This window comes from Nocardia sp. NPDC024068, assembly GCF_040638875.1.
Lineage (GTDB): Bacteria > Actinomycetota > Actinomycetes > Mycobacteriales > Mycobacteriaceae > Nocardia.
Genome location: NZ_JBEZYU010000007.1, coordinates 1 through 20,849 on the forward strand (window position 1 = coordinate 1; position 20,849 = coordinate 20,849).

At 68.3% G+C, this 20,849-nt stretch carries 20 protein-coding genes; 4 read left to right on the top strand and 16 right to left on the bottom strand.

Translation table 11 applies throughout. The annotated features are described in order from the left end of the window. Positions 1–486, top strand: a 486-nt coding sequence (locus AB0F41_RS09535) for a zinc-binding dehydrogenase (protein WP_357422330.1), incomplete at its 5' end; no start/stop codon positions are given. 82 nt (positions 487–568) lie between these two features. Here the strand turns inward: AB0F41_RS09535 and AB0F41_RS09540 are convergent. From AB0F41_RS09540 to AB0F41_RS09555, 4 genes are read right to left on the bottom strand one after another with little or no spacing between them, the layout of a single operon-like run. After that, a complete protein-coding gene (locus AB0F41_RS09540; protein ID WP_357422331.1) occupies positions 569–1,300 on the bottom strand; it encodes an ATP-binding cassette domain-containing protein in 732 nt (243 codons plus the stop codon). Next, positions 1,293–2,066, bottom strand: a complete 774-nt coding sequence (locus tag AB0F41_RS09545; RefSeq protein WP_357422332.1) for an ABC transporter ATP-binding protein — start codon at positions 2,064–2,066, stop codon at positions 1,293–1,295. The genes AB0F41_RS09540 and AB0F41_RS09545 overlap by 8 nt, the downstream gene beginning before the upstream one ends. After that, complete coding sequence (locus AB0F41_RS09550) at positions 2,063–4,063, bottom strand: ABC transporter permease (protein ID WP_357422333.1); 2,001 nt, start codon at positions 4,061–4,063, stop codon at positions 2,063–2,065. The genes AB0F41_RS09545 and AB0F41_RS09550 overlap by 4 nt, the downstream gene beginning before the upstream one ends. A gap of 25 nt (positions 4,064–4,088) precedes the next feature. After that, positions 4,089–5,330 carry an ABC transporter substrate-binding protein gene (locus AB0F41_RS09555; protein WP_357422334.1) on the bottom strand — a complete coding sequence of 414 codons (1,242 nt, stop codon included), beginning with the start codon at positions 5,328–5,330 and terminating at the stop codon, positions 4,089–4,091. 350 nt (positions 5,331–5,680) lie between these two features. On the opposite strand from AB0F41_RS09555, the gene AB0F41_RS09560 reads away from it, so the two are divergent. From AB0F41_RS09560 to AB0F41_RS09570, 3 genes are all read left to right on the top strand, one after another. Then, positions 5,681–6,310, top strand: a complete 630-nt coding sequence (locus AB0F41_RS09560; protein ID WP_357422335.1) for a DUF1028 domain-containing protein — start codon at positions 5,681–5,683, stop codon at positions 6,308–6,310. Between the two features lie 2 nt (positions 6,311–6,312). Beyond that, on the top strand, positions 6,313–6,972 hold the full coding sequence (locus tag AB0F41_RS09565; protein ID WP_357422336.1) for a hypothetical protein: 660 nt from the start codon (positions 6,313–6,315) through the stop codon (positions 6,970–6,972). Between the two features lie 102 nt (positions 6,973–7,074). Beyond that, positions 7,075–7,935, top strand: a complete 861-nt coding sequence (locus tag AB0F41_RS09570) for a TIGR03619 family F420-dependent LLM class oxidoreductase (RefSeq protein WP_357422337.1) — start codon at positions 7,075–7,077, stop codon at positions 7,933–7,935. A gap of 77 nt (positions 7,936–8,012) precedes the next feature. Here AB0F41_RS09570 and AB0F41_RS09575 read toward each other — a convergent pair whose 3' ends face one another. The 12 genes from AB0F41_RS09575 to AB0F41_RS09630 all read right to left on the bottom strand — a co-directional run bounded on the left by AB0F41_RS09575 (position 8,013) and on the right by AB0F41_RS09630 (position 20,618). Next, entirely contained in the window at positions 8,013–8,561 is a 549-nt protein-coding gene (locus AB0F41_RS09575; RefSeq protein ID WP_357422338.1) for a hypothetical protein, read from the bottom strand. A gap of 172 nt (positions 8,562–8,733) precedes the next feature. Beyond that, positions 8,734–9,882 (bottom strand): acyl-CoA dehydrogenase family protein, encoded by a 1,149-nt coding sequence (locus tag AB0F41_RS09580; RefSeq protein WP_357422339.1) that lies wholly within the window; start codon positions 9,880–9,882, stop codon positions 8,734–8,736. Positions 9,883–9,889: 7 nt separating this feature from the next. Further along, positions 9,890–11,053, bottom strand: coding sequence for a thiolase family protein (locus AB0F41_RS09585; protein ID WP_357422340.1), 1,164 nt, complete (start codon positions 11,051–11,053; stop codon positions 9,890–9,892). After that, positions 11,054–11,893 (bottom strand): enoyl-CoA hydratase-related protein, encoded by an 840-nt coding sequence (locus AB0F41_RS09590; RefSeq protein ID WP_357422341.1) that lies wholly within the window; start codon positions 11,891–11,893, stop codon positions 11,054–11,056. Positions 11,894–11,984: 91 nt separating this feature from the next. Continuing rightward, positions 11,985–13,214, bottom strand: coding sequence for a CaiB/BaiF CoA-transferase family protein (locus AB0F41_RS09595; protein ID WP_357422342.1), 1,230 nt, complete (start codon positions 13,212–13,214; stop codon positions 11,985–11,987). After that, complete coding sequence (locus AB0F41_RS09600) at positions 13,214–13,981, bottom strand: SDR family NAD(P)-dependent oxidoreductase (RefSeq protein ID WP_357422343.1); 768 nt, start codon at positions 13,979–13,981, stop codon at positions 13,214–13,216. Before AB0F41_RS09600 ends, AB0F41_RS09595 begins: the two co-directional genes overlap by 1 nt. Continuing rightward, the gene (locus AB0F41_RS09605) at positions 13,981–15,147 is read right to left on the bottom strand and encodes an acyl-CoA dehydrogenase family protein (protein ID WP_357422498.1); all 1,167 of its coding nucleotides are present in this window, start codon (positions 15,145–15,147) and stop codon (positions 13,981–13,983) included. Before AB0F41_RS09605 ends, AB0F41_RS09600 begins: the two co-directional genes overlap by 1 nt. 192 nt (positions 15,148–15,339) lie before the next feature. Beyond that, positions 15,340–15,717 (bottom strand): hypothetical protein, encoded by a 378-nt coding sequence (locus AB0F41_RS09610; protein WP_357422344.1) that lies wholly within the window; start codon positions 15,715–15,717, stop codon positions 15,340–15,342. Next, positions 15,714–16,421, bottom strand: a complete 708-nt coding sequence (locus AB0F41_RS09615; protein ID WP_357422345.1) for an ABC transporter ATP-binding protein — start codon at positions 16,419–16,421, stop codon at positions 15,714–15,716. The genes AB0F41_RS09610 and AB0F41_RS09615 overlap by 4 nt, the downstream gene beginning before the upstream one ends. Next, positions 16,418–17,131, bottom strand: coding sequence for an ABC transporter ATP-binding protein (locus AB0F41_RS09620; RefSeq protein WP_357422346.1), 714 nt, complete (start codon positions 17,129–17,131; stop codon positions 16,418–16,420). The genes AB0F41_RS09615 and AB0F41_RS09620 overlap by 4 nt, the downstream gene beginning before the upstream one ends. Further along, positions 17,109–19,235: an ABC transporter permease gene (locus AB0F41_RS09625; RefSeq protein ID WP_357422347.1), complete on the bottom strand. Its 2,127-nt coding sequence runs from the start codon at positions 19,233–19,235 to the stop codon at positions 17,109–17,111. Before AB0F41_RS09625 ends, AB0F41_RS09620 begins: the two co-directional genes overlap by 23 nt. A 6-nt stretch (positions 19,236–19,241) precedes the next feature. Then, positions 19,242–20,618 (bottom strand): ABC transporter substrate-binding protein, encoded by a 1,377-nt coding sequence (locus AB0F41_RS09630; protein ID WP_357422348.1) that lies wholly within the window; start codon positions 20,616–20,618, stop codon positions 19,242–19,244. Positions 20,619–20,849: the final 231 nt, after the last annotated feature.

Genomic DNA, 20,849 nt, shown 5'->3' on the forward strand with positions numbered 1-20,849 from the left:
GCGCTCGGCGCGGAGGTGATCGCCGTGGCGTCCTCGGCGGCGAAACTGGCCTCCGCGCGGTCCTATGGGGCGGCGCATCTGATCGACCACCGCGCGGACGATCTCCGCGCTGCCCTGCGCGCGGCCGCACCCGAGGGCGCGGCCGCGGTCCTGGACCCGGTCGGTGGTGATCTGTCGGAACCGGCGCTGCGGGCGCTGGGCCGGGGCGGGCGCTTCGTGACCATCGGCTACGCCTCCGGCACCGTCCCCCGTATCCCGCTCAACCTGGTGCTGGTCAAGGGTGTCCGGATTCTCGGGTTCCAGTTCCAGGACGTCCCGCCGGACGAATTCCGTCGCAACGACGAGGAACTCGCGGAACTCCTCGACGAACGCCGGGTCGCTCCGCATATCGGCGCGGTCCATCCCCTGGAGGACACGGCACTCGCCCTCGGCGAAGTGGCCTCGGGCCGGGCGATCGGGAAGATCCTGATCGACCTGACGATCTAGCGACCGCCCGCGTGCTGCACGCGACTCCCGATACCGCGCCGGATCGTCCGGGCGGCCTTCGGGTCCAGTGGGCGCCGCCCGGCTACGACGGTGCCGATCGCGGGCCGGCGCCGTCGAAGTAGGCCGCCGTCAACTGTTCCCGATCGCCGCGCAACCGTTCGGCCTCGCCGGACAGCACCACGCGTCCGTGGTTGAGCACGATCGCGTGGTCGGATACGGCCAGCGCGAGATCGACATGCTGTTCCACCAGCAGGACCGCGATCCCTTCCGCGCGGGCCATCGTGCGTATCGCCGGCAACATGTCCTGCACGACCATCGGTGCCAGACCCAGGCTCATCTCGTCGACCATCAGCACTTTCGGACGGCCCACCAGCGCCGCGGCGATGGCCAGCATCTGCTGCTCGCCACCGGACAGCAGCCCGGCTCTTCTGCCGCGCACGCCTTCCAGCGCGGGAAACCGGTCCAGCACCGCCTTCTCCCGGGCCGGGTCGGGGGTGGGAGCGGCAAGGCGCAGATGCTCGGCGACGGTCAGGGGTGCGAAGAGACCGCGATCGTCGGGGACGAGGCGCAGCCCTCGCCGAGCCGTCCGGTGCGGCCGCCGGTGGTCGACCGGGGCACCGAGTACGGTCACCCGGCCACTGATCAGGGGTAGCAGACCGGCGAGCGCGAGCAGCGTCGTGGTCTTCCCGGCGCCGTTCGGTCCCAGCAGAGTAGTCACCGCGCCGGCGGCGACCGTGAGATCCAGGTCCTGAACCGCGGGTATCCCGTTGTGGCCGACGACGAGCCCTTCTGCCACCAGCACGGCCTCAGACATCGGCCGCCTCCCTCGGCGCTCCCAGATAGGCGGCGATCACGGCCGGATCCACCCGCACCTCGGCCGGCGTCCCCGAGAAGATGATCTGCCCGAACTCCATGACGTAGATCCGGTCGCAGACGCCCAGCACCAGCGATATGTCGTGGTCGATCAGCAGTATGCCCGGACCGCTCGCGGCGATACCGCGCATCCGCTCGGCGAAGTCGAGGCTTTCCTGGCTGTCGAGTCCGGCGGCGGGTTCGTCCAGGAGCAGGATCCGGCAGTGTCCGACGAGCGCGCGGGCGACACCGACCAGCTTCTGCTGTCCCAATGTCAGATCCCGGGCCAGGACGGCGCCCACGTCACCGAGGCCCACCGCGCGCAGAGCTTCGGTGACACCCGGGTCGATCCGGTTACGCCGCCGCCCGAAGAGATCGGTGAGGATGGTGGAGAAGCCGCCGGGACGCAGTGCGGCCGTGACATTTTCGACGACGGTCATATTCCCGAACAGCTCACCCGATTGCCAGGTCCGGGACAGCCCGGCCCGCCGCCTCCGGTGGGGTGCGAGCCGAGTGATATCGGCGCCGTCGAGGGTCACCGCGCCCGCGGATCCGGTGAAGCCGGTGATCGCGTCGACGAACGAGGTCTTGCCGGCCCCGTTGGGTCCGATGAGCCCCACGATCTCCCGCGGCCGCAGCGTGAGTGATACGGCGCTGTTCGCCACCACTCCCCCGTATCGGACGGTCAGGTCCGCGGTCGCCAGCCCCTCCGGCGTCGGATCGGTCATGGTTGTCCCACCGCCTCTTTCGTGTCGTCGGCACTCCGCGCGCGGACCTCCGGCGTCCGGTCCGGAGGCCGTCGGCGGTCCCGCACCCGGTCCGCCATCCGGCGGGCCTCGCCCGCCATCCCGACCGGGTTGAGGATCGCGGTGACGATCAACGCGATACCGGAGATCAGCGCGTAGTAGTCACCGAGTTCGAGGACCTCGTGCAACACCACGTAGAGAATCCCGAGGGGTCCGAGGACACCGGCGAGGGCGGCGCCGCTGAACGAGGTGATCCCGCCGAGGTACGCGACCGCGAGCACCTGCAGCCCCACGAACACCGTGAACGATTCGGCGGACAACTGGCCGGCGCTGTAGCCGATCAGGCAGCCCGCAAGACCGGCGATGAAAGCCGACAGCCCGAAGCCGAGCAGCTTCGTCCGCCGGACATCGATACCCACCGACGCCGCAGCACGCTCGTTCGCCCGGACCGCCAGGAAGGTCCGGCCGGTATCGCCCGAGGCGAGCCGGATGAAAGCCCAGACGACGAGGGCGGCGACGGCAAGCACCAGCAGTGAGAACGGCAGGCGGGCGATGTCACTGCCCTCCCGGATACCGAGGTTCAGCCCGAAGAGGGTCGGGTTGGCGATGGGATTTCCGGAGGCGGGCGTCAGGCTGTAGTTGTTGAAGACGAACCGTTCGATGGCCAGGGCGGCCGCGATGGTGACGATGGCGAGCTGGGCGCCGCGGATGCGGAACGCGGGCAGCGCGACCAGCATTCCCAGCAACGCCGCCACCAGCGCACCGAGAAATACCGCCAGCGGCATCGGCATGGCCCAGTCGGTGGTGAGCTTGGACAGGGTGAACCCCGCCGCCCCGGCGAATGCCGTCTGTGCCAGCGAGATCTGCCCGAGGTATCCGGTGATCACCACGTAGGAGAGTGCGAGCAGCATCAGGATGATCGAGTAGGTCAGCCCGAACCGGTAGGTGCTCGAAGACAAAGCGAGCGCGACGCCCACTGCCACGAGCAGGACCACCGCCGGGACCGGGCGGAACCGGGGAACGGACACATCCGGCAATCTGATCGTCTGCAACGACCCGCGCGACGGCAGCCTGCTGCCGAACACCAGCAGGATCACGATGACCACCACGAACGGCACCACCTGGTCCAACCCCGACGCGGCCCACTCCGGCCACCACTGCTTCCCGGTGAAGAGGTTCACCAGGGATTGGAAGGCACCGAGGACCAGGGCCGCGACCGCGATCACACCCACCGATTCCATCCGGGCGACCAGCAACACCGCCAGGGCCGGCACCACGAGCAGGGTGTAGTTCAGCGGGTTGAGACCGGTCAGGCTGGATCCGAGCAGCACCCCGAGAGTGGCGACGACCGCGGCCAGTACCGTCGCGATCGCGGCCAGCCGGTCCGGCGAGAACCCGAGCAGGACGGCGCCGCGCGGGTTGGCGGCCGCCGCGCGGGTCGCCGCACCCAGCCGGGTGAATCCGAAATATGCCCAGATCAGAACGGATGTCGTCACCATGATCGCCGCCATGACGAGTTCCGACGAGGAGAGCCGGGTGCCGAACAGCTCCACCGACCCCGGCGGGATCAGCGCCTCGACCGGGATGTTGTTGGGCCCGAACCGGATGACCACCAGCGCCTGCACCGTGAGCATCAACGCGACGGATACGACCACCTGCGCCAGCGCCGGCGCGTCGCGCACCGGACGGAACACCAGATAGTGGGTGATCAGTCCGAGCGCGACGGCGGAAAGCAGCCCGATCAGCAGGGCCACCCAGATCGGCGGCGGTTCCGGGAATCGCACGCTCCCGATCGGCAGTACCAGGGTGCCGTCGTCGCCCAGCTGGGCGAAAACATACGCGCCCCACATGGCGGTGGCGCCCTGCGCGAAATTGATGATGCCGGTCGAGCGGTAGACCAGCAGCAGACCGTTCGCCAGACCGATGTATACGGCACCGAGGCCGAGGCCGAGCACTACGAACTGAAGGTACGTCTCCATCGGGTCGCTCCCCTGTCGCCGCGGCTCAGGACTGCGGCAGTACGGACAGATCCAGATCGACGTAGCCGGCCTCGTTCACCGGCGCCAGGGTGCCGTCGTCCTGGACCTCGAAGAAGATCGCCTGGCCGTTGCAGGTGGTCGGCACGCCGGGCCACTGTTTGCCGTCGCAGGTGACGGTGGGTCCCGCGAACGATTCGAAGCCGGCGACCTTCGTGAAGGCCGCGGTGACCGATTCCGCCGTGACCTCGGTGCCGCCGGCCGCGTTCAGGATGTTCGCGATATTGACCAGGGCGGCGAAGGTGTAGAGCGAACGGGACGAGAGTTCGTCACCGTGCCCGGCCGCCTCCATCGACTTCTCGAAGAGGTCCAGCTGTTCCCGGACCTCCGGTGGCGCCGACTCCTTCGCGAGCGGCACCCACAGGCGCGGTTGCGTGACGACACCGGCGCCCTGGGCTCCCATCCGTTCGATGAACTGTGAGCAGGAGCCCGCCAGGATCGTGCCCTGGTAGCCCTGTCGCCGCAGCGCCGTGAACAGGTCGGTGCAGGCGTCCTCGGGCAGCGCGATGACACCGGCGACATCCGGATCGTCGGCGATCTGGGTGGCGGCGACGACATTGAGGTTCGCGCCCGCGGCGGGCGGGTACTGCACCTTGACCTCGATGCCGAGATTTGCGGCGATGGGTTTGATCAGATCGTCCACGTAGGCATGGCTGGTCGGCGATTCGTTGACCGCCAGCGACGCCGACTTCTTACCCATCGAATCGAACAGGGTCATACTGCTCAACGAGGCGAACGACACCGGGCCGGTGAAGTAGAACGCCTTGCCGTAACCCGCCTGGTCGGCGAGGAACGATCCGGCCAGTGTGCCGATGATCGGAATATTCGCCGACCCCAGGATGGGTACCGCCGCGCCCATGCTCTGATCCACCGCGTCGACGACGAGCGGAACCTTGCGGGAGACGAAGCCGTTCGCGCAGTTGATCGACGTCTCCGGGCTGCCGTCGCCGCTGCACACGTCCACCTCGATGGGGCGGCCGTGAATACCTCCCAGTACCTCGTTGATGTAGTACTCGGCGGCGTCGATACCGAAGCCGCTCTGCGGATACGCCGTGGCGCCCTTCAGCGGCGCCTGCGCGCCGATGACGATCGGCTCTCCGACGGCCTGGGTGCCACTGAGTTCGGTCCCCCCGCCGGAACCGCCACATGCCGAAAGGACCAGCGCCGCAGCGAGTCCCAGTGCCCCCATCGGAAGGATCTTCTTCACCACTGCAATACCTCATCGAAATTGCTGTGCTGCCGGTTCCGAGGGGGTCGCGCGGCGCGGTTCACGCCTTGCCGGACGATTGCCCGGACCCGCCGGTGCACGGCACCGATATCGGCCCTCGTGTTCATCTCGGGCACGACAGCGAGAACACCTGCCTGACAAACCTTCCCGGACGGGCAGACACGACTTCAGTGTGACCGACATTACGTCAATCATCGTAAGGATTGCAACGTTTGCCCGAATTTCGCGCACCGCAGCTACAGGCGGGCCGCGCCGATGGCGGCGGGGTCTTCCCCGGAAGCGGTTTCCCGACCATGACCGGACTGTTATCGAGGATCTCTATCATCCGCCGGATGACGTTCTCGATCGTGGCCTGTGACCCGTCGACCGGCTCCTGGGGAGTCGCCACCGCCTCCAGATATCTCGCCGTGGGGTCCATGGTGCCCGCGGCGGAGGGTGGTGTCGGAGCGATCGCCACCCAGGCGCGTACCAACGCCGCGTTCCGGTCACTCGGGCTCGACGCCCTGCGCGCCGGCCGTACCGCCGACGAGGTGCTCACCCGGCTACTGGACGCCGATCCGGGCCGAGCGGCACGCCAACTCGGGATCGTCGACAGCACGGGAAGCACCGCAACCTGGACCGGCAGCGAATGCGGGGGTTACGCGGGCGGGTATGCCGGGGAGGGTTACGTTGTCCACGGAAACCTCCTGACCGGCCCGGAGGTCGTCACAGCGATGCAAGAGGCATGGACGAAAAGCAACCCGGACGATCCGCTGGCGCACCGCCTGCTGGCGGCCCTGACGGCCGGCGACGCGGCAGGCGGCGATCGGCGAGGCAGGCAATCTGCGGCAATTCTGGTCGCGCGCAAGGGTTCCGACTATATCCTGGGTACCGACGTCGAGATCGATCTGCGTGCCGATGACCATATCCGGCCCATAGCCGAACTCGGCCGTCTTCTCACTCTGAGGTACCAAGAGGTATAGCCGTGAGACCAGCGTTCGAACGCCGTATCCGTCGCATCCGAGTCCGCTGGCGCTTGCTCAACCAGCCTTTGCGGCTGACCGTCCAGACCATGACGACCGCGCTGGCCGGCGTCACCGGATTCGTTGTCCTGCAGGCCAATACCGCCATCGATGCGACCGCCGCCTCGGTGATCGTCGCGGGGGTGTTCGGTAGCGTCACCGTGCTGCAGCACCGGCAGGGCCAGCGCCGGCAGTACACCGTCGAACTGATCGCGGCATTCCAGATGACGGATCAGCTCGCGGTGGCCGACGCCTGGATGGCCCGCCGCATCGCGGCCGGCCTGCCGATCACCGCCGAAATCGGCGAAGCCGATGAGCCGTTCGTCATCGCCATGCTCGACTACTACGAATTCCTCGCCGTGCTGGCCGAACAAGGAGTCGTCGACGTCGCGCTGATCCGCAACCTACGGGGCGGCACCATGACCAGGTGCTTCGATCTGTGCCGAAGCTATATCGACGACCGCCGCGACCGGGTGGGGACGGAGCTCTACCGCGGGCTGGAGATATTCACCGATGCCGCGCGACCTCCGGTACCATCCCGGCCGCCCCGCACGACGATCGCCCCGGCGGCGAATGTCGCGCTGAGGGGCCTCCCCGGCACCGACGGCGTCGCCACGCCCTGAAACCGGGAATACCGCACTCCGGGACGAGGTTCCCGCTGAGGCCGACGGTCCGAGCACCGTCTCCGGTCGCCTCGGCGCCGGGTGAGTTACCGGAAGGGAACCATGAAGTACGCCCTCAGCTACAACACCGCCTATTTCGGCACCGACCCCGACCACATCGCGGAGTACGCGCGGCACGCGGAAGCGCTCGGATTCGAGGGGTTGTTCCTGCCCGAGCACCTGGTGCTGTACCCCGGTGCCCGGATGCACACCGTCGAGGTGGACCCCGCCCTGCCGTTCCTCGACCCGCTCGACACCCTGGCCTTCGTAGCCGGGGTGACCGACCGGCTGCTGCTGGGCACCGGCGTACTGCTGCTGCCCTACCGGAATCCGGTCGTTCTGGCCAAACAGCTGGCAACCATCGATGTGCTGTCCAAAGGCCGGATGCGTCTGCTGACCGTGGGTCTGGGGGCGCTCCCGGCCGAGGCCGCGGCGACGGGGGTCGACTTCCGGACCCGCGGGCGTCGCGCGGACGAGGCGATCGACGTGCTGCGCCTGCTCTGGGCGGGCGACGCGGAAGGCGTCACCTACCACGGTGAATTCTTCTCGTTCGACAACCTGGTCCAGTTCCCCAAGCCGTACCGGGCCACGACCCTGCCCATTCACGTGGGCGGCTCGAGCGAGGCCGCCGCCCGGCGCGTGGGCCGGCGCGGCGACGGATATTTCGCGGGCGGCGCACTGCTACCCGACCAGCGGGCCGCCCAGTGGGAGCTGGCCCGCACGACCGCGGCGCAGGCCGGACGCGATCCCGACTCCCTGGAGTACACCCGCTGGAGCGGATTGGACCTCACCGAGGAACGGCTGGCGGCGTTCACCGCGCAGGGCGTCGGCCGGATCGTCGTCAGCGCAACCGCCACCGACCCGGCCGCGCGGCGCGACGAACTGTCGGAATTCGCCCAGCGGTTTCTACCCGCGAATCCCTGATCCGGCGAGACCGAACAGGCGGACCACGGACACACAGCGCCAGAGGGCGCCGGCAGACGGCGCCCTCCCCCGGACCTTCAGACGGCGCGGACCAGGCCCTGCCGGCCGCGCAGGTCGGCCAGCAGTACTTCACCGCTGTGGAACACCTCGACATCCGCGTCGCCCGACTCGGGGACACCCGCCGCGCCGAGGGCGCACCGCTTGAACGCCTGGGCCGCCGAACTCAGCCGATGGTGTGCCGAGGCGACCCGGCAGGCGAGTTCGGCGGGCAGCTCGTCGCCCCAGACCGCGAATTCGGCCAGGCCGTTGTCCAGGCAGGCGATGGCCCCGGTGCGGACCCATTCGTCGGACACGAAAACATCCGGTGCCAGCAAGACGCTCTCGGGCCAGGTGTCGTGCACTGGGGAAGCCATGGCGGTGGGCAGATCCAGGACGGTCGCGCCGAGGATCTCCAGGGGGCGTACGTCGTCGTGTTCGGTGAGCACGGCGATCACCTCCCAGCCGCCCATCATGCGGTCGAAGATGAAACCGCCCGCATAGCGGACCGCGTCCAGTGTGTTCGGCGCGACTATTGCCAGCCGGTGCCGTAGTGGATGACGGCGGGCGTGGGCCCGCATGATATCCACGGGGCGTAGACCCGGGCCGACCACACAGTCGGCGTCCAGTAGGCAATCAGCCCCATGTTCATCCCGCGAACCGATCACCGGGTACTCCGTTCGATAAACCAACTGCTGAAACAGTAGGGTCGAACGGGCATCTGTGACGCACATCTCATCAAATTATTAAGTGTGCTATACATCACAAACCGAGGTCTTTGGCAATGATAACTTTCATAACCTCGCTGGTGCCCGCGTAGATCCGCGCCACCCGGGCGTCGGTGTAGAGCCGGGCGATCGGATACTCCATCATGTAGCCGTAACCGCCGAACAGTTGCAGGCAGCGATCCACGACCCGGGCCTGGGTCTCGGTGGCGAACAGCTTCACCCGGGCCGCGTCGGCCCCGGACAACTCCCCGTCCACCAGATCGCGCACCGCACGATCCACCATGGTCTGCCCCGCCTCGATCTCGGCCGAGATGGCGGCCAGTTCGAATTTGGTGTTCTGGAACGAGGCCACCGGCGTACCGAACGCCTTGCGCTCTTTGACGTATTCGATGGTCGCCGCCAGCGCCGCACGCGCCTGCGCCACCGAACCCACCGCCACCGTCATCCGCTCCTGGGGCAGGTTGTGGCCGAGGTACCCGAACGCGGCGCCCTCCTCGCCCAGGCGGTTCTCCACCGGAACCCGCACATCGGTGAACGACAGCTCCACGGTGTCCTGCACCTTGCAGCCCATCTTGTCCAGCACCCGGCCCCGTTCGAAACCGGCCATCCCGGCCTCCACCACGAGCAGGGTCAGGCCCGCGCGCCGGTTGTCCGGATCGGTGGAGGTCCGCGCGACCACGACCACCAGATCGGCGAGCAGGCCGCCGGTGATGAAGGTCTTCGCGCCGTTGAGCACGTAGTGGTCGCCGTCGCGGACGGCCGTGGTGCGGATCCCGGCGAGATCCGACCCGGTACCCGGTTCGGTCATCGCGACCGCGGTCAGCAGGCTGCCGTCGGCGAGACCGGGAAACCAGCGCTCACGCTGGGCATCGTCGGCGTACTCCAGGAAATACGGCAGGATCACATCGAGCTGGGTGCGCACGGTGCTGAGCGTCACCAGAGCCCGCTGCGCCTCCTCCTGCAACACCACGTTGTAGCGGTAGTCCCGCTGGCCGGTGCCGCCGTACCGCTCTGGAAGGGCGGTGCCCAGCAGGCCGAGTTCGCCCATGCGCCGGAACACCTCCCGCGGCATCCGGCCCTGTTTCTCCCACTCCGGGTAGTGGGGGACGATCTCCTTCTCGATGAATTCGCGGGCCAGGTCCCGGAACGCTTCGTGGTCGGGGGTGAACAGATCGCGACGCATGATCTTCCTAGGAGACGAGTTCGACGACGGTGGCGTTGGCGGTACCGCCGCCTTCGCACATGGTTTGCAGTCCGTAGCGGATCCCGTTGTCCCGCATGTGATGGATCATCCGGGTCATCAGCACCGCCCCCGACCCACCCAGCGGATGTCCGAGCGCGATGGCACCGCCGAGCGGATTCATCCGCTCGGCGGTGGCGCCCGTTTCGGCCAGCCACGCCAGCGGTACCGGGGCGAACGCCTCGTTCACCTCGTAGACGCCGATATCGGAGATGTTCAGCCCGGTTTTGCGGAGTACCTTCTCGGTCGCCGGGATGGGCCCGGTGAGCATGAGCACAGGGTCGGCACCGGCCACCGCGCCGCCTCGATAGCGCACCAGCGGGGTGAGGCCGAGTTCGGCCGCTTTCTCCGGAGTGGTCACCAGCAGCGCGGCCGCGCCGTCGGAGATCTGTGAGGAATTACCGGCGTGGATCACGCCGTCGTCCTGGAACGCAGGTTTCAGATTCGCCAGCTTGTCTGCGGTGGTACCCCGCCGGATCCCCTCGTCCGCGGTCACCTCGCCGCCTTCGGTGAATTCCCCCGATGCCGCGTCCACCGCGACGATCTGATCGGTGAAGGCACCCCGGTCCTGGGCCGCGGCGGCCAGTTCATGCGACCGCGCGGAATATTCGTCCAGCCGGGTCCGGGTGAAACCCCACTTCTGCGCGATCAGTTCCGCGGAGATCCCCTGATTGAACGAGAAATCGTCGTACCGGGCGAGCACCGTCGGACCGTAGGGCTGCCCGGTCGCGCGCGCAGCACCCAGTGGTACCCGGCTCATCACCTCCACCCCGCCGGCGACCACCAGATCCTGCTGTCCCGACAGCACGGCCTGCGCCGCGAAATCCAGCGCCTGCTGGCTGGATCCGCAGGCCCGGTTCACCGTCGTACCCGGAATCGATTCCGGCCAGCCGGCGGCCAGCACCGCATAGCGGCCGATATTGCTCGACTGGTCACCGACCTGCGAGACGCATCCCCAGATCACATCGTCGACCAGTGCCGGATCGACCCCCGTGCGCTCGGCCAACGCGCGCAGTACCACCGCCGAGAGGTCCGCGGCATGCATACCGGACAGGCCGCCCTTACGCTTCCCGACCGGTGTCCGCACCGCACCGGCGATCACAACTTCCCGCATCTACCCGCTCCTTTTCTCACCGCCGGCCGGTGGCAGCGACCAGGTGCCGGTGAACCGCGGTGTGCGTTTCCCGGCGAAGGCCGCATACGCTTCCGGCGCGTCGGCGGTAGCGAAATTGACTCCCTGGGCCCGGGCCTCACCGGCCAGGGCCTCCCGCAATGTCAGATCGGCGCCCTCGTTGAGCAGCGCCTTGGTCTGTGCCAGCGCCACCGGCGGTCCGGCGGCGAGCCGATCGGCGATCTCCTCGGTGAACGTATCGATCTCCTCGGCCGCCACCACCCAGGTCACCAGCCCGAGCGCTTCGGCCTGAGCGGCGTCGATGGTTTCGGCCAGCAGGGCCAGACGTTTGGCCTGCTGCAACCCGACCATTTTCGGCAGTAGCCACGAACCGCCCAGGTCCAGCGACAGGCCGCGCCGGGCGAAGATCTGGGCGAACGACGCCTCCGGGGTGGCCACCACCAGATCGCAGCCCAGCGCGAGGTTCCAGCCCGCGCCGACCGCCACCCCGGTGACCTTGGCGATCGAGGGGGTCGGCAGGTCGTGCAGTTGCTGGGCCAGATCGGAGAAGATCCGCATCTTGTCCATCGGATGCCGGGCATCGGGTACCGAAATATCGGCGCCCGAGCAGAACGCACCCCCGGCACCGGTGAGCACCAGCGCCCGGATCGCCCGGTCATCGCCGGTATAGCGCAGCACATCCGCGAGTTCCCGCCACATCGCCCAGGTCATCGCATTCTTGCGCTGGGGGCGGTTGAGGGTCACGGTGCGCACGCCGTCCCGGTCGGCGACCAGCAGCCCGCCCGCTTCGCCGGTTCCGGCCGCCGCCGGCCCCGCGCTCATCGGCGGTCCCCGAATGTCGGGCGCGTAGGCGCCAGGCCTCGGCCGGTGCCCGGTGGACCGGATCCACCGGCGACGGTCCGGTGCTGCCCGCTCACGATCGCCCGCCGTTCGCCGCGGCGTAGGCGGGCCCGATCACCGATCCCGCACGCAACTCGGCGATCTCGGCGTCGCCGCGCCCGAATTCGCGGAGGATCGCGTCCGTATGTTCACCCAGTCCCGGGACCGCGCCCATCGGCGGCTCGAAACCGTCGATGACCGCCGGCGGCAGCAGGGCCGGCACCGGACCACCGGGGCTGCCGATATCGCGCCACCGATCCCGGGCCGCGAGCTGCGGGTGGTCGATCATCTCCGCGGCGGTGTTGTACCGGGAGTTGCCGATTCCGGCCTCGTCGGCCACCTTCTGCACCTCGGCCAGCGTGTGCCGCGCACACCAGGAACCGATGGCCTCGTCGAGCAGCGAACGATTGCGCACCCGATCGGAGTTGGTGCGGAACCGGGCATCCTCGGCCAGATCCACCCGGCCCAGGATCTCCCGGGCCAGGCGCTGCCATTCCCGGTCATTGGTGGTGCCGAGCACGACGGTCTGGCCGTCCCCGGTGTCGTAGGCGCCATAGGGGGCGACCGCCGGTGAACTCATTCCCAGCGGCTGCTGTTCGACACCGGAGTGCCGGGTGTAGTTCAGGTGGTAGCCCATCATCTCGGCCATGGTGTCGAACAGGCTGATACTGATGGAGGATCCCGCGGCGCCACCGTCACGGTGACGCCCACACAGGGTAGCCAGGATCGACAGCGCCGCATACAGTCCCGTGGTCACATCGGCGACCGCCGGACCGGGTTTCGCGGGTTCGCCGGGTCGCCCGGTCACCGAGCACACCCCGGATTCCGCCTGCACGAGCAGGTCGTAGGCCCTTTTGCGCGAAAGGGGTCCGCCCGTGCCGAATCCGTCTATTTCCAGCGCGATCAGATGTGGGTGCCGCTCGGCCAGATCAGCCGGGGAAAGGCCCAGGCGCGCCGTCGCACCGGGCGCCAGATTCGATACCAGCACATCGGCGCGGGCCAGCAGATCATGCAGAACGGCCAGGCCACGGTCGGATTTCAGGTCCAGTGTCACCGATTCCTTGCCACGGTTGACCCAGACGAAATGCGCCGCCTGCCCCGCCACCACATCGTCGTAGTGGCGGGCGAAATCACCGCCGGCCGGATTCTCGACCTTGATCACCCGGGCGCCGAAATCGGCCAGGGTACGGGTGCACATGGGCGCGGAAACCGCCTGCTCCAGCGCCACCACCAGCACCCCGGCCAGCGGGCCGGAGGAGGTCATCACATCACCATACCGCCGTCGACCGGCAGCACCTGCCCGGTGACGAACGACGCGGCGTCGGAGGCGAGGAAGACGAAAGCACCGGCCACCTCATCGGGTTCGGCCCAGCGACGCAACGGGATCCGGTTGATCATCTGCTCGGCGAATTTCTCGTCGGTGCGGATGGTTTCGGTCATCGACGTCGCGGCCAGCGGCGCCAGCGCGTTCACCAGGATGTTCTTCCGGGCCAGCTCACGGGCCAGCGACTTGGTGATACCGATGATCCCGGCCTTGGCCGCGGAGTAGTTCACCTGGCCCAGGGTGCCGGTCAGCCCCGCGGACGAGGTCACGTTGATGATCCGGCCGGTACCGTCGGCCGGCAGATACGGCAGCGCGGCCTGGCTACAGTTGAACGTGCCCAGCACATGCACATCGAAGATCTTGCGCATGGATTCCGGGGTGGTTTTCGGGAACATCGACGGGGCAGTGATCCCCGCGTTGTTGACCACGATATTCAGCGTGCCGCCGCCCAGTTCGGCGCCCTGGCGGGCGGCCTCCACCGCCGAATCCGGATCGGCGACATTCAACGCGCAGGCCCGTGCCGTCCCGCCGTCGGCGCCGATCTTCTCGGCGACGGCCGTCGCGGCGTCACCGTCGAGGTCGGTGACCAGTACCGCCGCCCCCTGCGCGGCCAATGCCCGCGCCACGGCCGAACCGATACCGCCCGCCGCGCCGGTGACCAGCGCCGTACGCCCGGTCAGATCGAATAGTCCGTTCTTCGCTGCCATCAGTAACTCCTCGGCATCTTCAACACATGCGACCCCAGATAGTTGAGGATCATTTCCTGACTGATCGGCGCGATCCGCATCACGCGCGACTCCCGGAAATACCGGGAGACGTGATATTCCTCCGAATACCCCATCCCGCCGTGCGTCTGCATCGCCCGGTCGGCGGCTTCGAAACCGGCCTCCGCGCACAGATATTTGGCGGTGTTGGCCTCTCGGCCACAGGGTTTGCCCTGGTCGTACAACCAGGTCGCTTTGCGCAGCACCAATTCGGCCGCGTCCAGGCGGGCCAGCGAATCGGCGAGCGGGAACTGGATGCCCTGGTTCTTACCGATCGGGCGCCCGAAGACCACCCGTTCGTTGGCGTACCGGACCGCCCGGTCCAGGGCGACCCGGCCCAGCCCCAGGGCTTCGGCCGCGATCAGCATCCGCTCGGGATTCAGGCCGTCGAGCAAATACTCGAACCCGCGGCCCTCCTCCCCGACCCGGTCCTCCACCGGTATCCGCAGATCGTCGATGAACACCTCATTCGAGGAGACCGCGTTGCGGCCCATCTTCGGGATCGGGCGGATATCGATGTGGTCGCGGTCGATATCGGTGAGGAACAGCGTCATCCCGCTGGTCTTCTTCTCGACGTCCTCGTACTTCTGGGTACGGGTCAGCAGCAGGATCTTCTCCGACTCCAGCGCTTTGGAGATCCAGACCTTGCGGCCGTTGACCACATAGTGGTCGCCGTCGCGGCGGGCGAAGGTGGTGATCCGGCTGGTGTCCAGGCCCGATCCGGGTTCGGTGACGCCGAAGCAGACGTGCAGGTCACCGCGCGCGACCCGGGGCAGGGTGCGCTGTTTCAGCTCTTCGGAACCGTGCACGATCACCGGCTGCATACCGAAGATGGACATATGGATCGAACTGGCGGCGTTCATCCCGCCGCCGGACCGCGAAACCTGTTCGGCCAGGATGGACGCCTCGGTGATACCGAGACCGTGCCCGCCGTACTCCTCCGGAATACACAGGCCCAGCCAGCCGCCGTCGGCGATGGCGCGATAGAACTCCGTGGGGAATTCGTGTTCCCGGTCTTTCTCCATCCAGTACTGATCATCGAATTTGGCGGACAGTTCGGCCACCGCATCCCGGATCAGCCGCTGGTCCTCACTCAGCTCGAAACTCATACCGTCGGACACATCAACTCCCTCTCGTCATGGGTCACCGCCGTTACCGGGCGTGCCGTGCTGGCACGGCACACCCGACACGACCGCACCGCGACCCGGCCGGTTCACTCGCGGTGGCCCTGCGCCGTCCACCTCGGGTGACTCCGGTGCACCGCGGTGACCGCGCTGTTCACCGAGGTGCCCGTGGACATCTCATCGCTGCGTGGCGCCGACCTCCCCGTACTGTTCCGGCGCGGCGCCGGGCACCCGGCCGGCCAGCTGGGCCAGATCGTAGGACTGCCGGGCCATCCAGTAGCGCAGCACACCGGTCAGCGAATAGCGCAGGAACAGCGCCGCGCCCACCACACTCAGTGCCACCCCGGCCAGGGCGATGGTGAGCGCGTCACGCTGCACCAGCGCGTCGGAGGTGTTGTGCGACATGAGGTAGGCCAGCAGCGTCACCACCGGTCCGAGGACCAGCAGGGCGACGCCGAGCCGCAGCCACAGCGCGCCGCGGCCGGCGGCGGGATCGGGGATCTTCAACTCCGCGAGCTCGTGGACGAAACGGTCCGCGCGGGTGGATTCGGTCATGATGAACTTCCTAGATAGAGGGTGGCCAATTCGTTGCGCAGCCCGGCGTCGGGCGGGCCCTGATATTCGACCCGGCCGCGGACCAGCACGGCCGCGGAGTCGGCGATATCCAGTACCGCGGCGGCGAACTGTTCGACGATCAGCACCGCGACACCCTGCCGGGCGATCTCGGCGACCTGCTCGTAGAGCCGGCCCACCACCAGGGGCGCCAGTCCCATGGACAATTCGTCGAGCATCAGCACCGCGGGGTCGGTGGCCAGCCCGCGCGCGAGGGCCAGCATCTGCTGTTCCCCGCCGGACAGCGTGCCGGCGGTCTGACCGGCCCGCTGGGCCAGGATCGGGAACCGGGAGAACGCGATCTCCTCGATCTGTTCCCGCGGCCGGCCGGTGAAGGTCATCATCAGCAGGTTGTCGCGGACGGTCAGATTCGGGAAGACCCCGCGTCCTTCGGGGATCAGGCAGACCCCGGCGCGCGCGAGACCGCGCGGATCGACTCCGTTCACCGGGCGGCCGCCGAGCCGCAGCTCGCCCTCGGCCACCGGATGGACTCCGGCGGCGACCGCGAGGGTGGTGGTCTTGCCCGCGCCGTTGGGGCCGAGCAGCGCCACCACTTCACCGGCCCGCACGCTCAGGTCGACACCGTGCAGCACGGTGATCGCCCCGTACGCCGCACGGATTCCGCGCAGTTCCAGCATGGTGGTCATGCGGCCCCCAGATACGCGGCGAGCACCTGTTCGTCGGCGCGGATCACATCCGGCGGACCGTCGGCGATCACCGTGCCCAGATCCAGGACGTAGACGTGATCGCAGACGCTCATCACCAGCCCCATATCATGTTCCACCAGCACCACCGCGGTGCCGTCGGCGGCCACCGAGCGGAGCAGTCCGGCGAACCTGTCGGTTTCGGTACTGTCCTGGCCGGCGGCGGGTTCGTCGAGCAGCAGCAGGGTCGGCCGGACGGCGAGCGCCCGGCCGACCTCCACCAGCCGGGCCAGACCGGTGGGCAGGGCGTCGGCGAGATCACCGGCGCGCGAACCCAGTTCGAGACGATCGATGATCTCGTCGGCGATCTGTTTGGCGTGCCGCCGGTGCGGGCCGAGTTCGGCGGCGACGAGCAGGTTGTCCCGCACCGACAGCCGGCCGAAGAGTTCGAGCCGCTGGAATGTCCTGGCCATTCCGTGCCGGGCCCGCCGGGCCGGGGCGTGCCCGGTGACGTCCTTGCCGCCCAGATGGATCCGGCCCGCCGCCGGCCGGCGCAACCCGCAGATCACGTCGAACAGCGTGCTCTTCCCGGCCCCGTTCGGCCCGATCAGCCCGGTGACCTGCCCGGCCTCGGCGCGCAATCCCGCGCCGTCGAGCGCCCGGCGGCCGCCGAAGGTGACCGTGATATCGCTAACGTGCAGCAGCGATGGCATTATCCAGCACCTCCTTGTCCGCCGCCCGCCACGGGCGTTTCACACCCCACCATTCGACCGGTACGTCCGCTTCGCCCGCGGCCGCCTTCTGCTCCCGGTTGTCCGCCCAGATCCGTACCGCGAAGACGCCGATCACCGAACCCCAGAACAGGATCCAGCCGTCGACGGCACCGGCCAGCCGCAGCAGCCACAGCACCACCGGGATACCGATCATCGCGGCCAGCGCGAACCGGTTGCGGATCGCGGCCTCGAATCCCTCCCGCATCCGGGCCACGGCGCCGTGGCTCACCACACCGCCGCCGAACGCGATACCGGCGAGCGCCGGAATCACATGGATCAGGTTCTCGGTCGAGGGGAACAGCACCGGCACCGCCAGCAGCGGTCCGTAGAGGGCCACGCCGACGAACAGGCCGTTACCCAGCGCGCCGAGTCCGGCGAACACCGCCACCAGGAAGATCGGCATACCGGCCACGAAATTGAACTGCTCCGGGGTCACCGACCCCATCTGCATCCCGAACAGCGCGCCGCCCAGTCCGGCCAGCCCGGCACTCAGCGCGAACACCGCCACCTTGGCCAGCAGCAGGTTCCCGCCCAGCGTCGCGTAGGCGGCTTCGCTGTCCCGCAGGGCGATGAGCCGGCGGCCGAACCGCCCGCGCCGCAGCACCGCGACGCCGAGGGTGGCGACCGCCAGGCAGACCGCCGCGAAGATCGTGACCCGCTCGACGGTATCGAGATGCAGCCCGAACAGGTTCAATCCGGCGACCTCCACCGACCCTTGATCGAAGAAGGAGATCCGCACCCCGGCCACCTCGAAGGCGGGCAGGTTGAAGATCCACCGGTCCATGATCACCGCGAACGCCGCGGTGCCCAGCGCGAGGTACACGCCCGACAGGCGCAGCGCCGGCACGGCGACCACCGCGCCCGCGACCGCGGCGATCAGCACGGCTCCGATCAGGCCCCACCACTGTCCGTCCGGCGCCAGATGCGCGTAGGCGACGGCACCGATACCGGCCATGGTCAGCTGGGCCAGTGAGATCTGCCCCGCGTATCCGGACAGCGGAACGAACGACAGCGCGATCACACCGAAGGCGAACATCGGCCCGTAGGCGATCAGATCGCTTTCACCCAGTGACGTGGCGACCATGAGCCCGAGCAGCACGATCACCCCGGCGAAGAACACCGCACCGCCGCGCGAGGGTGTGGGGACCGGGCTGAGTTTGCGGTCGCGCCCGCGCAACCGGCCGTGCGGGAACAGCAGCAGCGCCGCCAGCAGCAGCAGCGCCGGCGCCGCCAGGCGCAGACCCGGCAGGTACTCGTTCTGCGGCAGATACCCGGTCAGATAGCTCTCCATCAGCCCGACCACGACCGCGCCGAGGAAGGTCATCGGCAGGCTCCGCAACCGTCCGAAGATGGCGGCGGTGTAGGCGCTGACGATCAGCAGGGAGAGCGTGGCGGCGTCCAGGGACACCGTCGGTGCGATGAGAATGCCACCGATCGCGGCCAGTTCGATGCCGAGGATCCAGGCGACCCGATTGGCGCGGATCGGGTCCGCGCCGGTGAGTCCGGCCAGTGCCCGGTCGTCGACGGTCGCCCGCATCTCCGCGCCGGTGCGGGTGTTGAACAGCAGCACCCGCAACACCACCGCCACCGCGACCGCCACCAGCATGGTCAGCGCCTGATGCCAGCTGACGGTGGCCGATCCGAGCCGGATCGGCTCGGCCCCGGCGAAGAAGGTGGGCAGTGTCCGGGCCTCCATGGGGTCCCAGATCCAGCGCGCGGTGGCGATGAGACCGCTGAGCAGCGCGACGGTCATCACCAGTTTCTCGGCGTCGCCGAGACCCTGCACGGCCCGCAGCGCCCGTTCGACGAGCAGACCGGACAGCGGTGCCAGCACCAGCAGCACCACGGGGATGGCGATCGGTACCGGGACACCCCAGCCGGCGGTGAGCTGCCAGTAGGAGAAGGCGGCCATCATCCCGGCGGCGCCGTGCGCGAAATTGAAGATTCCGGTGGTCGTATGGGTGAGCACCAGGCCGCTGCCGATAACGGCGTAGACGGCCGCGGTGCTCAGCCCCACGATCCCGAAGGCGAGGAATTGATCCATGGCCGGTTACTTGACGTCCGCCATGGTCTTACCGACATCGGCGAGCGTCATCGGCTCCCCGTAGTTGCCGGTGTACCGGTAGGGCGGGGTGCCGCAGCGGACCAGGCCGTTGTTGGCACCGAAATCCGCCGGTTTCCAGCCGTCCGCGGTGGCCTGCATAACGTTGAAGCAGCTCGGCGGTGCGTCGGAATTCGACAGGTCGTTCGGGCTGTGCAGCCCGCCGCCGGTCCATTCGGTTTCCTTCTTCGCCGTATCGATCAGGCAGGTGCGGGTGAGTTCGGAACCGCACGCGCTCGCCGATTTCGCGAACAGCAGCCAGGCCGAGAAGGCGCGGACCGCGGGCAGTGTCATCACGGCGTCCGGGGCGTACTTCTGGTACAGGTCCTGCAGCTGCTTCATGGACGGGGACTGATCGGCCAGCTGCGGCGGCGTCACGCCACCCAGATCCACCAGGTTGTTCTGGTAGCTCGCCGATTGGCCCAGCAGGTCGACGTAGTCGGGCCGGAAAGCGTTGTTGTTCGGGTCGATCCAGTCCAGTTTGTAGTCCATCGAGGTCAGTTTCTCCTCGAGTTTGGCCAGCGGCGCGTCTTCGCCGTACCAGATCAGACCGCGCACCCCGCTGTTCTTGATGGCCTGCGCGTACGGCGTCCAGTCGGTGACCCCGCCCACCGGGTACAGCTGGTTGTAGATGACGTTCGCGCCCATCGCCTTCAGCGATTCGACGGCCTTGTCACCGAGGACCTTGGTCACCGGGGAGTCGCCGTTGATGATCCCGACGGCCCCGGCCGACTGCGGATAGGCCTCCTTGGTCAGCCACTGCCGGAAGGCGTTGTAGGGGTCGTAGTGGGCATAGGTGCTCGGCGACGGGATCACCTGCAGGTCGGTGCCGAGGTTGGGCTGCTGGGAGACCTGCGCCGGAATATCGGGCAGGGTGCACTCCAGCCGCTCCTTGGTGCCGAGGCCGTCGAGGCCCGCGCCACCGCCGACCAGGGCGAAATCGGTACGGCAGGCCTCGACCATCTTCTGGCGGACGGCCATCACCTTCGAATCGTGGGTGACGGTGGTGATGGTGCGCCCGTTGATCCCGCCGGCCGCGTTGCACCAGGAGGTGAAGACCTTGGCGGCGTCGACGAATTCAGGGTTCTTGGAGTAGCCGACATCGGAGAAGACGCCGATCGTGATCTCGGAGTCGGTGACGCCCTGGGTCGGCGAGCCGGTGGCGTCACCGCCCTGGCAGACACCGCTCAGATCGCCGAAATCGGCGACCACGGTGTCGTCCGAGGACGACGACTCGACTTCGCTGCCACTACGGCCTCCACATCCTGCGGTGGCGAGCAGAGCAACGGCCAGCAGTGCTGCGGCGGCTGTTCGCTTCGGTCTCACGACGGTCCTTTCTGCGCTGGGCCCCATCGGCCAGCCGATCGTGATCAGGCGGGACAACAGCCCGCCCGGACACCGAGCTCCGCGTGGGGGCCTTCCCGGGGGACCGGGTCGATTCCGTAGCTCTCGGTGAATGAAAACTAGCTTCTCACTTATCGAGAATCAATATCCTGTTTTTCGGGTACTCCAGCCTCCGGAGGACCGTGTTCAGACAGGACGAGCTTCGTTGTCACC

What these genes read in the sequence shown, in the direction of transcription:
- AB0F41_RS09540 (WP_357422331.1), bottom strand. Translation starts at nt 1,300, where the DNA reads ATGTCTGAGGCCGTGCTGGTGGCAGAAGGGCTCGTCGTCGGCCACAAC.
- AB0F41_RS09550 (WP_357422333.1), bottom strand. Translation starts at nt 4,063, where the DNA reads ATGGAGACGTACCTTCAGTTCGTAGTGCTCGGCCTCGGCCTCGGTGCC.
- AB0F41_RS09610 (WP_357422344.1), bottom strand. Translation starts at nt 15,717, where the DNA reads ATGACCGAATCCACCCGCGCGGACCGTTTCGTCCACGAGCTCGCGGAG.
- AB0F41_RS09600 (WP_357422343.1), bottom strand. Translation starts at nt 13,981, where the DNA reads ATGGCAGCGAAGAACGGACTATTCGATCTGACCGGGCGTACGGCGCTG.
- AB0F41_RS09615 (WP_357422345.1), bottom strand. Translation starts at nt 16,421, where the DNA reads ATGACCACCATGCTGGAACTGCGCGGAATCCGTGCGGCGTACGGGGCG.
- AB0F41_RS09580 (WP_357422339.1), bottom strand. Translation starts at nt 9,882, where the DNA reads ATGCGTCGCGATCTGTTCACCCCCGACCACGAAGCGTTCCGGGACCTG.
- AB0F41_RS09605 (WP_357422498.1), bottom strand. Translation starts at nt 15,147, where the DNA reads ATGAGTTTCGAGCTGAGTGAGGACCAGCGGCTGATCCGGGATGCGGTG.
- AB0F41_RS09570 (WP_357422337.1), top strand. Translation starts at nt 7,075, where the DNA reads ATGAAGTACGCCCTCAGCTACAACACCGCCTATTTCGGCACCGACCCC.
- AB0F41_RS09545 (WP_357422332.1), bottom strand. Translation starts at nt 2,066, where the DNA reads ATGACCGATCCGACGCCGGAGGGGCTGGCGACCGCGGACCTGACCGTC.
- AB0F41_RS09620 (WP_357422346.1), bottom strand. Translation starts at nt 17,131, where the DNA reads ATGCCATCGCTGCTGCACGTTAGCGATATCACGGTCACCTTCGGCGGC.
- AB0F41_RS09585 (WP_357422340.1), bottom strand. Translation starts at nt 11,053, where the DNA reads ATGCGGGAAGTTGTGATCGCCGGTGCGGTGCGGACACCGGTCGGGAAG.
- AB0F41_RS09625 (WP_357422347.1), bottom strand. Translation starts at nt 19,235, where the DNA reads ATGGATCAATTCCTCGCCTTCGGGATCGTGGGGCTGAGCACCGCGGCC.
- AB0F41_RS09590 (WP_357422341.1), bottom strand. Translation starts at nt 11,893, where the DNA reads ATGAGCGCGGGGCCGGCGGCGGCCGGAACCGGCGAAGCGGGCGGGCTG.
- AB0F41_RS09560 (WP_357422335.1), top strand. Translation starts at nt 5,681, where the DNA reads ATGACGTTCTCGATCGTGGCCTGTGACCCGTCGACCGGCTCCTGGGGA.
- AB0F41_RS09595 (WP_357422342.1), bottom strand. Translation starts at nt 13,214, where the DNA reads ATGACCTCCTCCGGCCCGCTGGCCGGGGTGCTGGTGGTGGCGCTGGAG.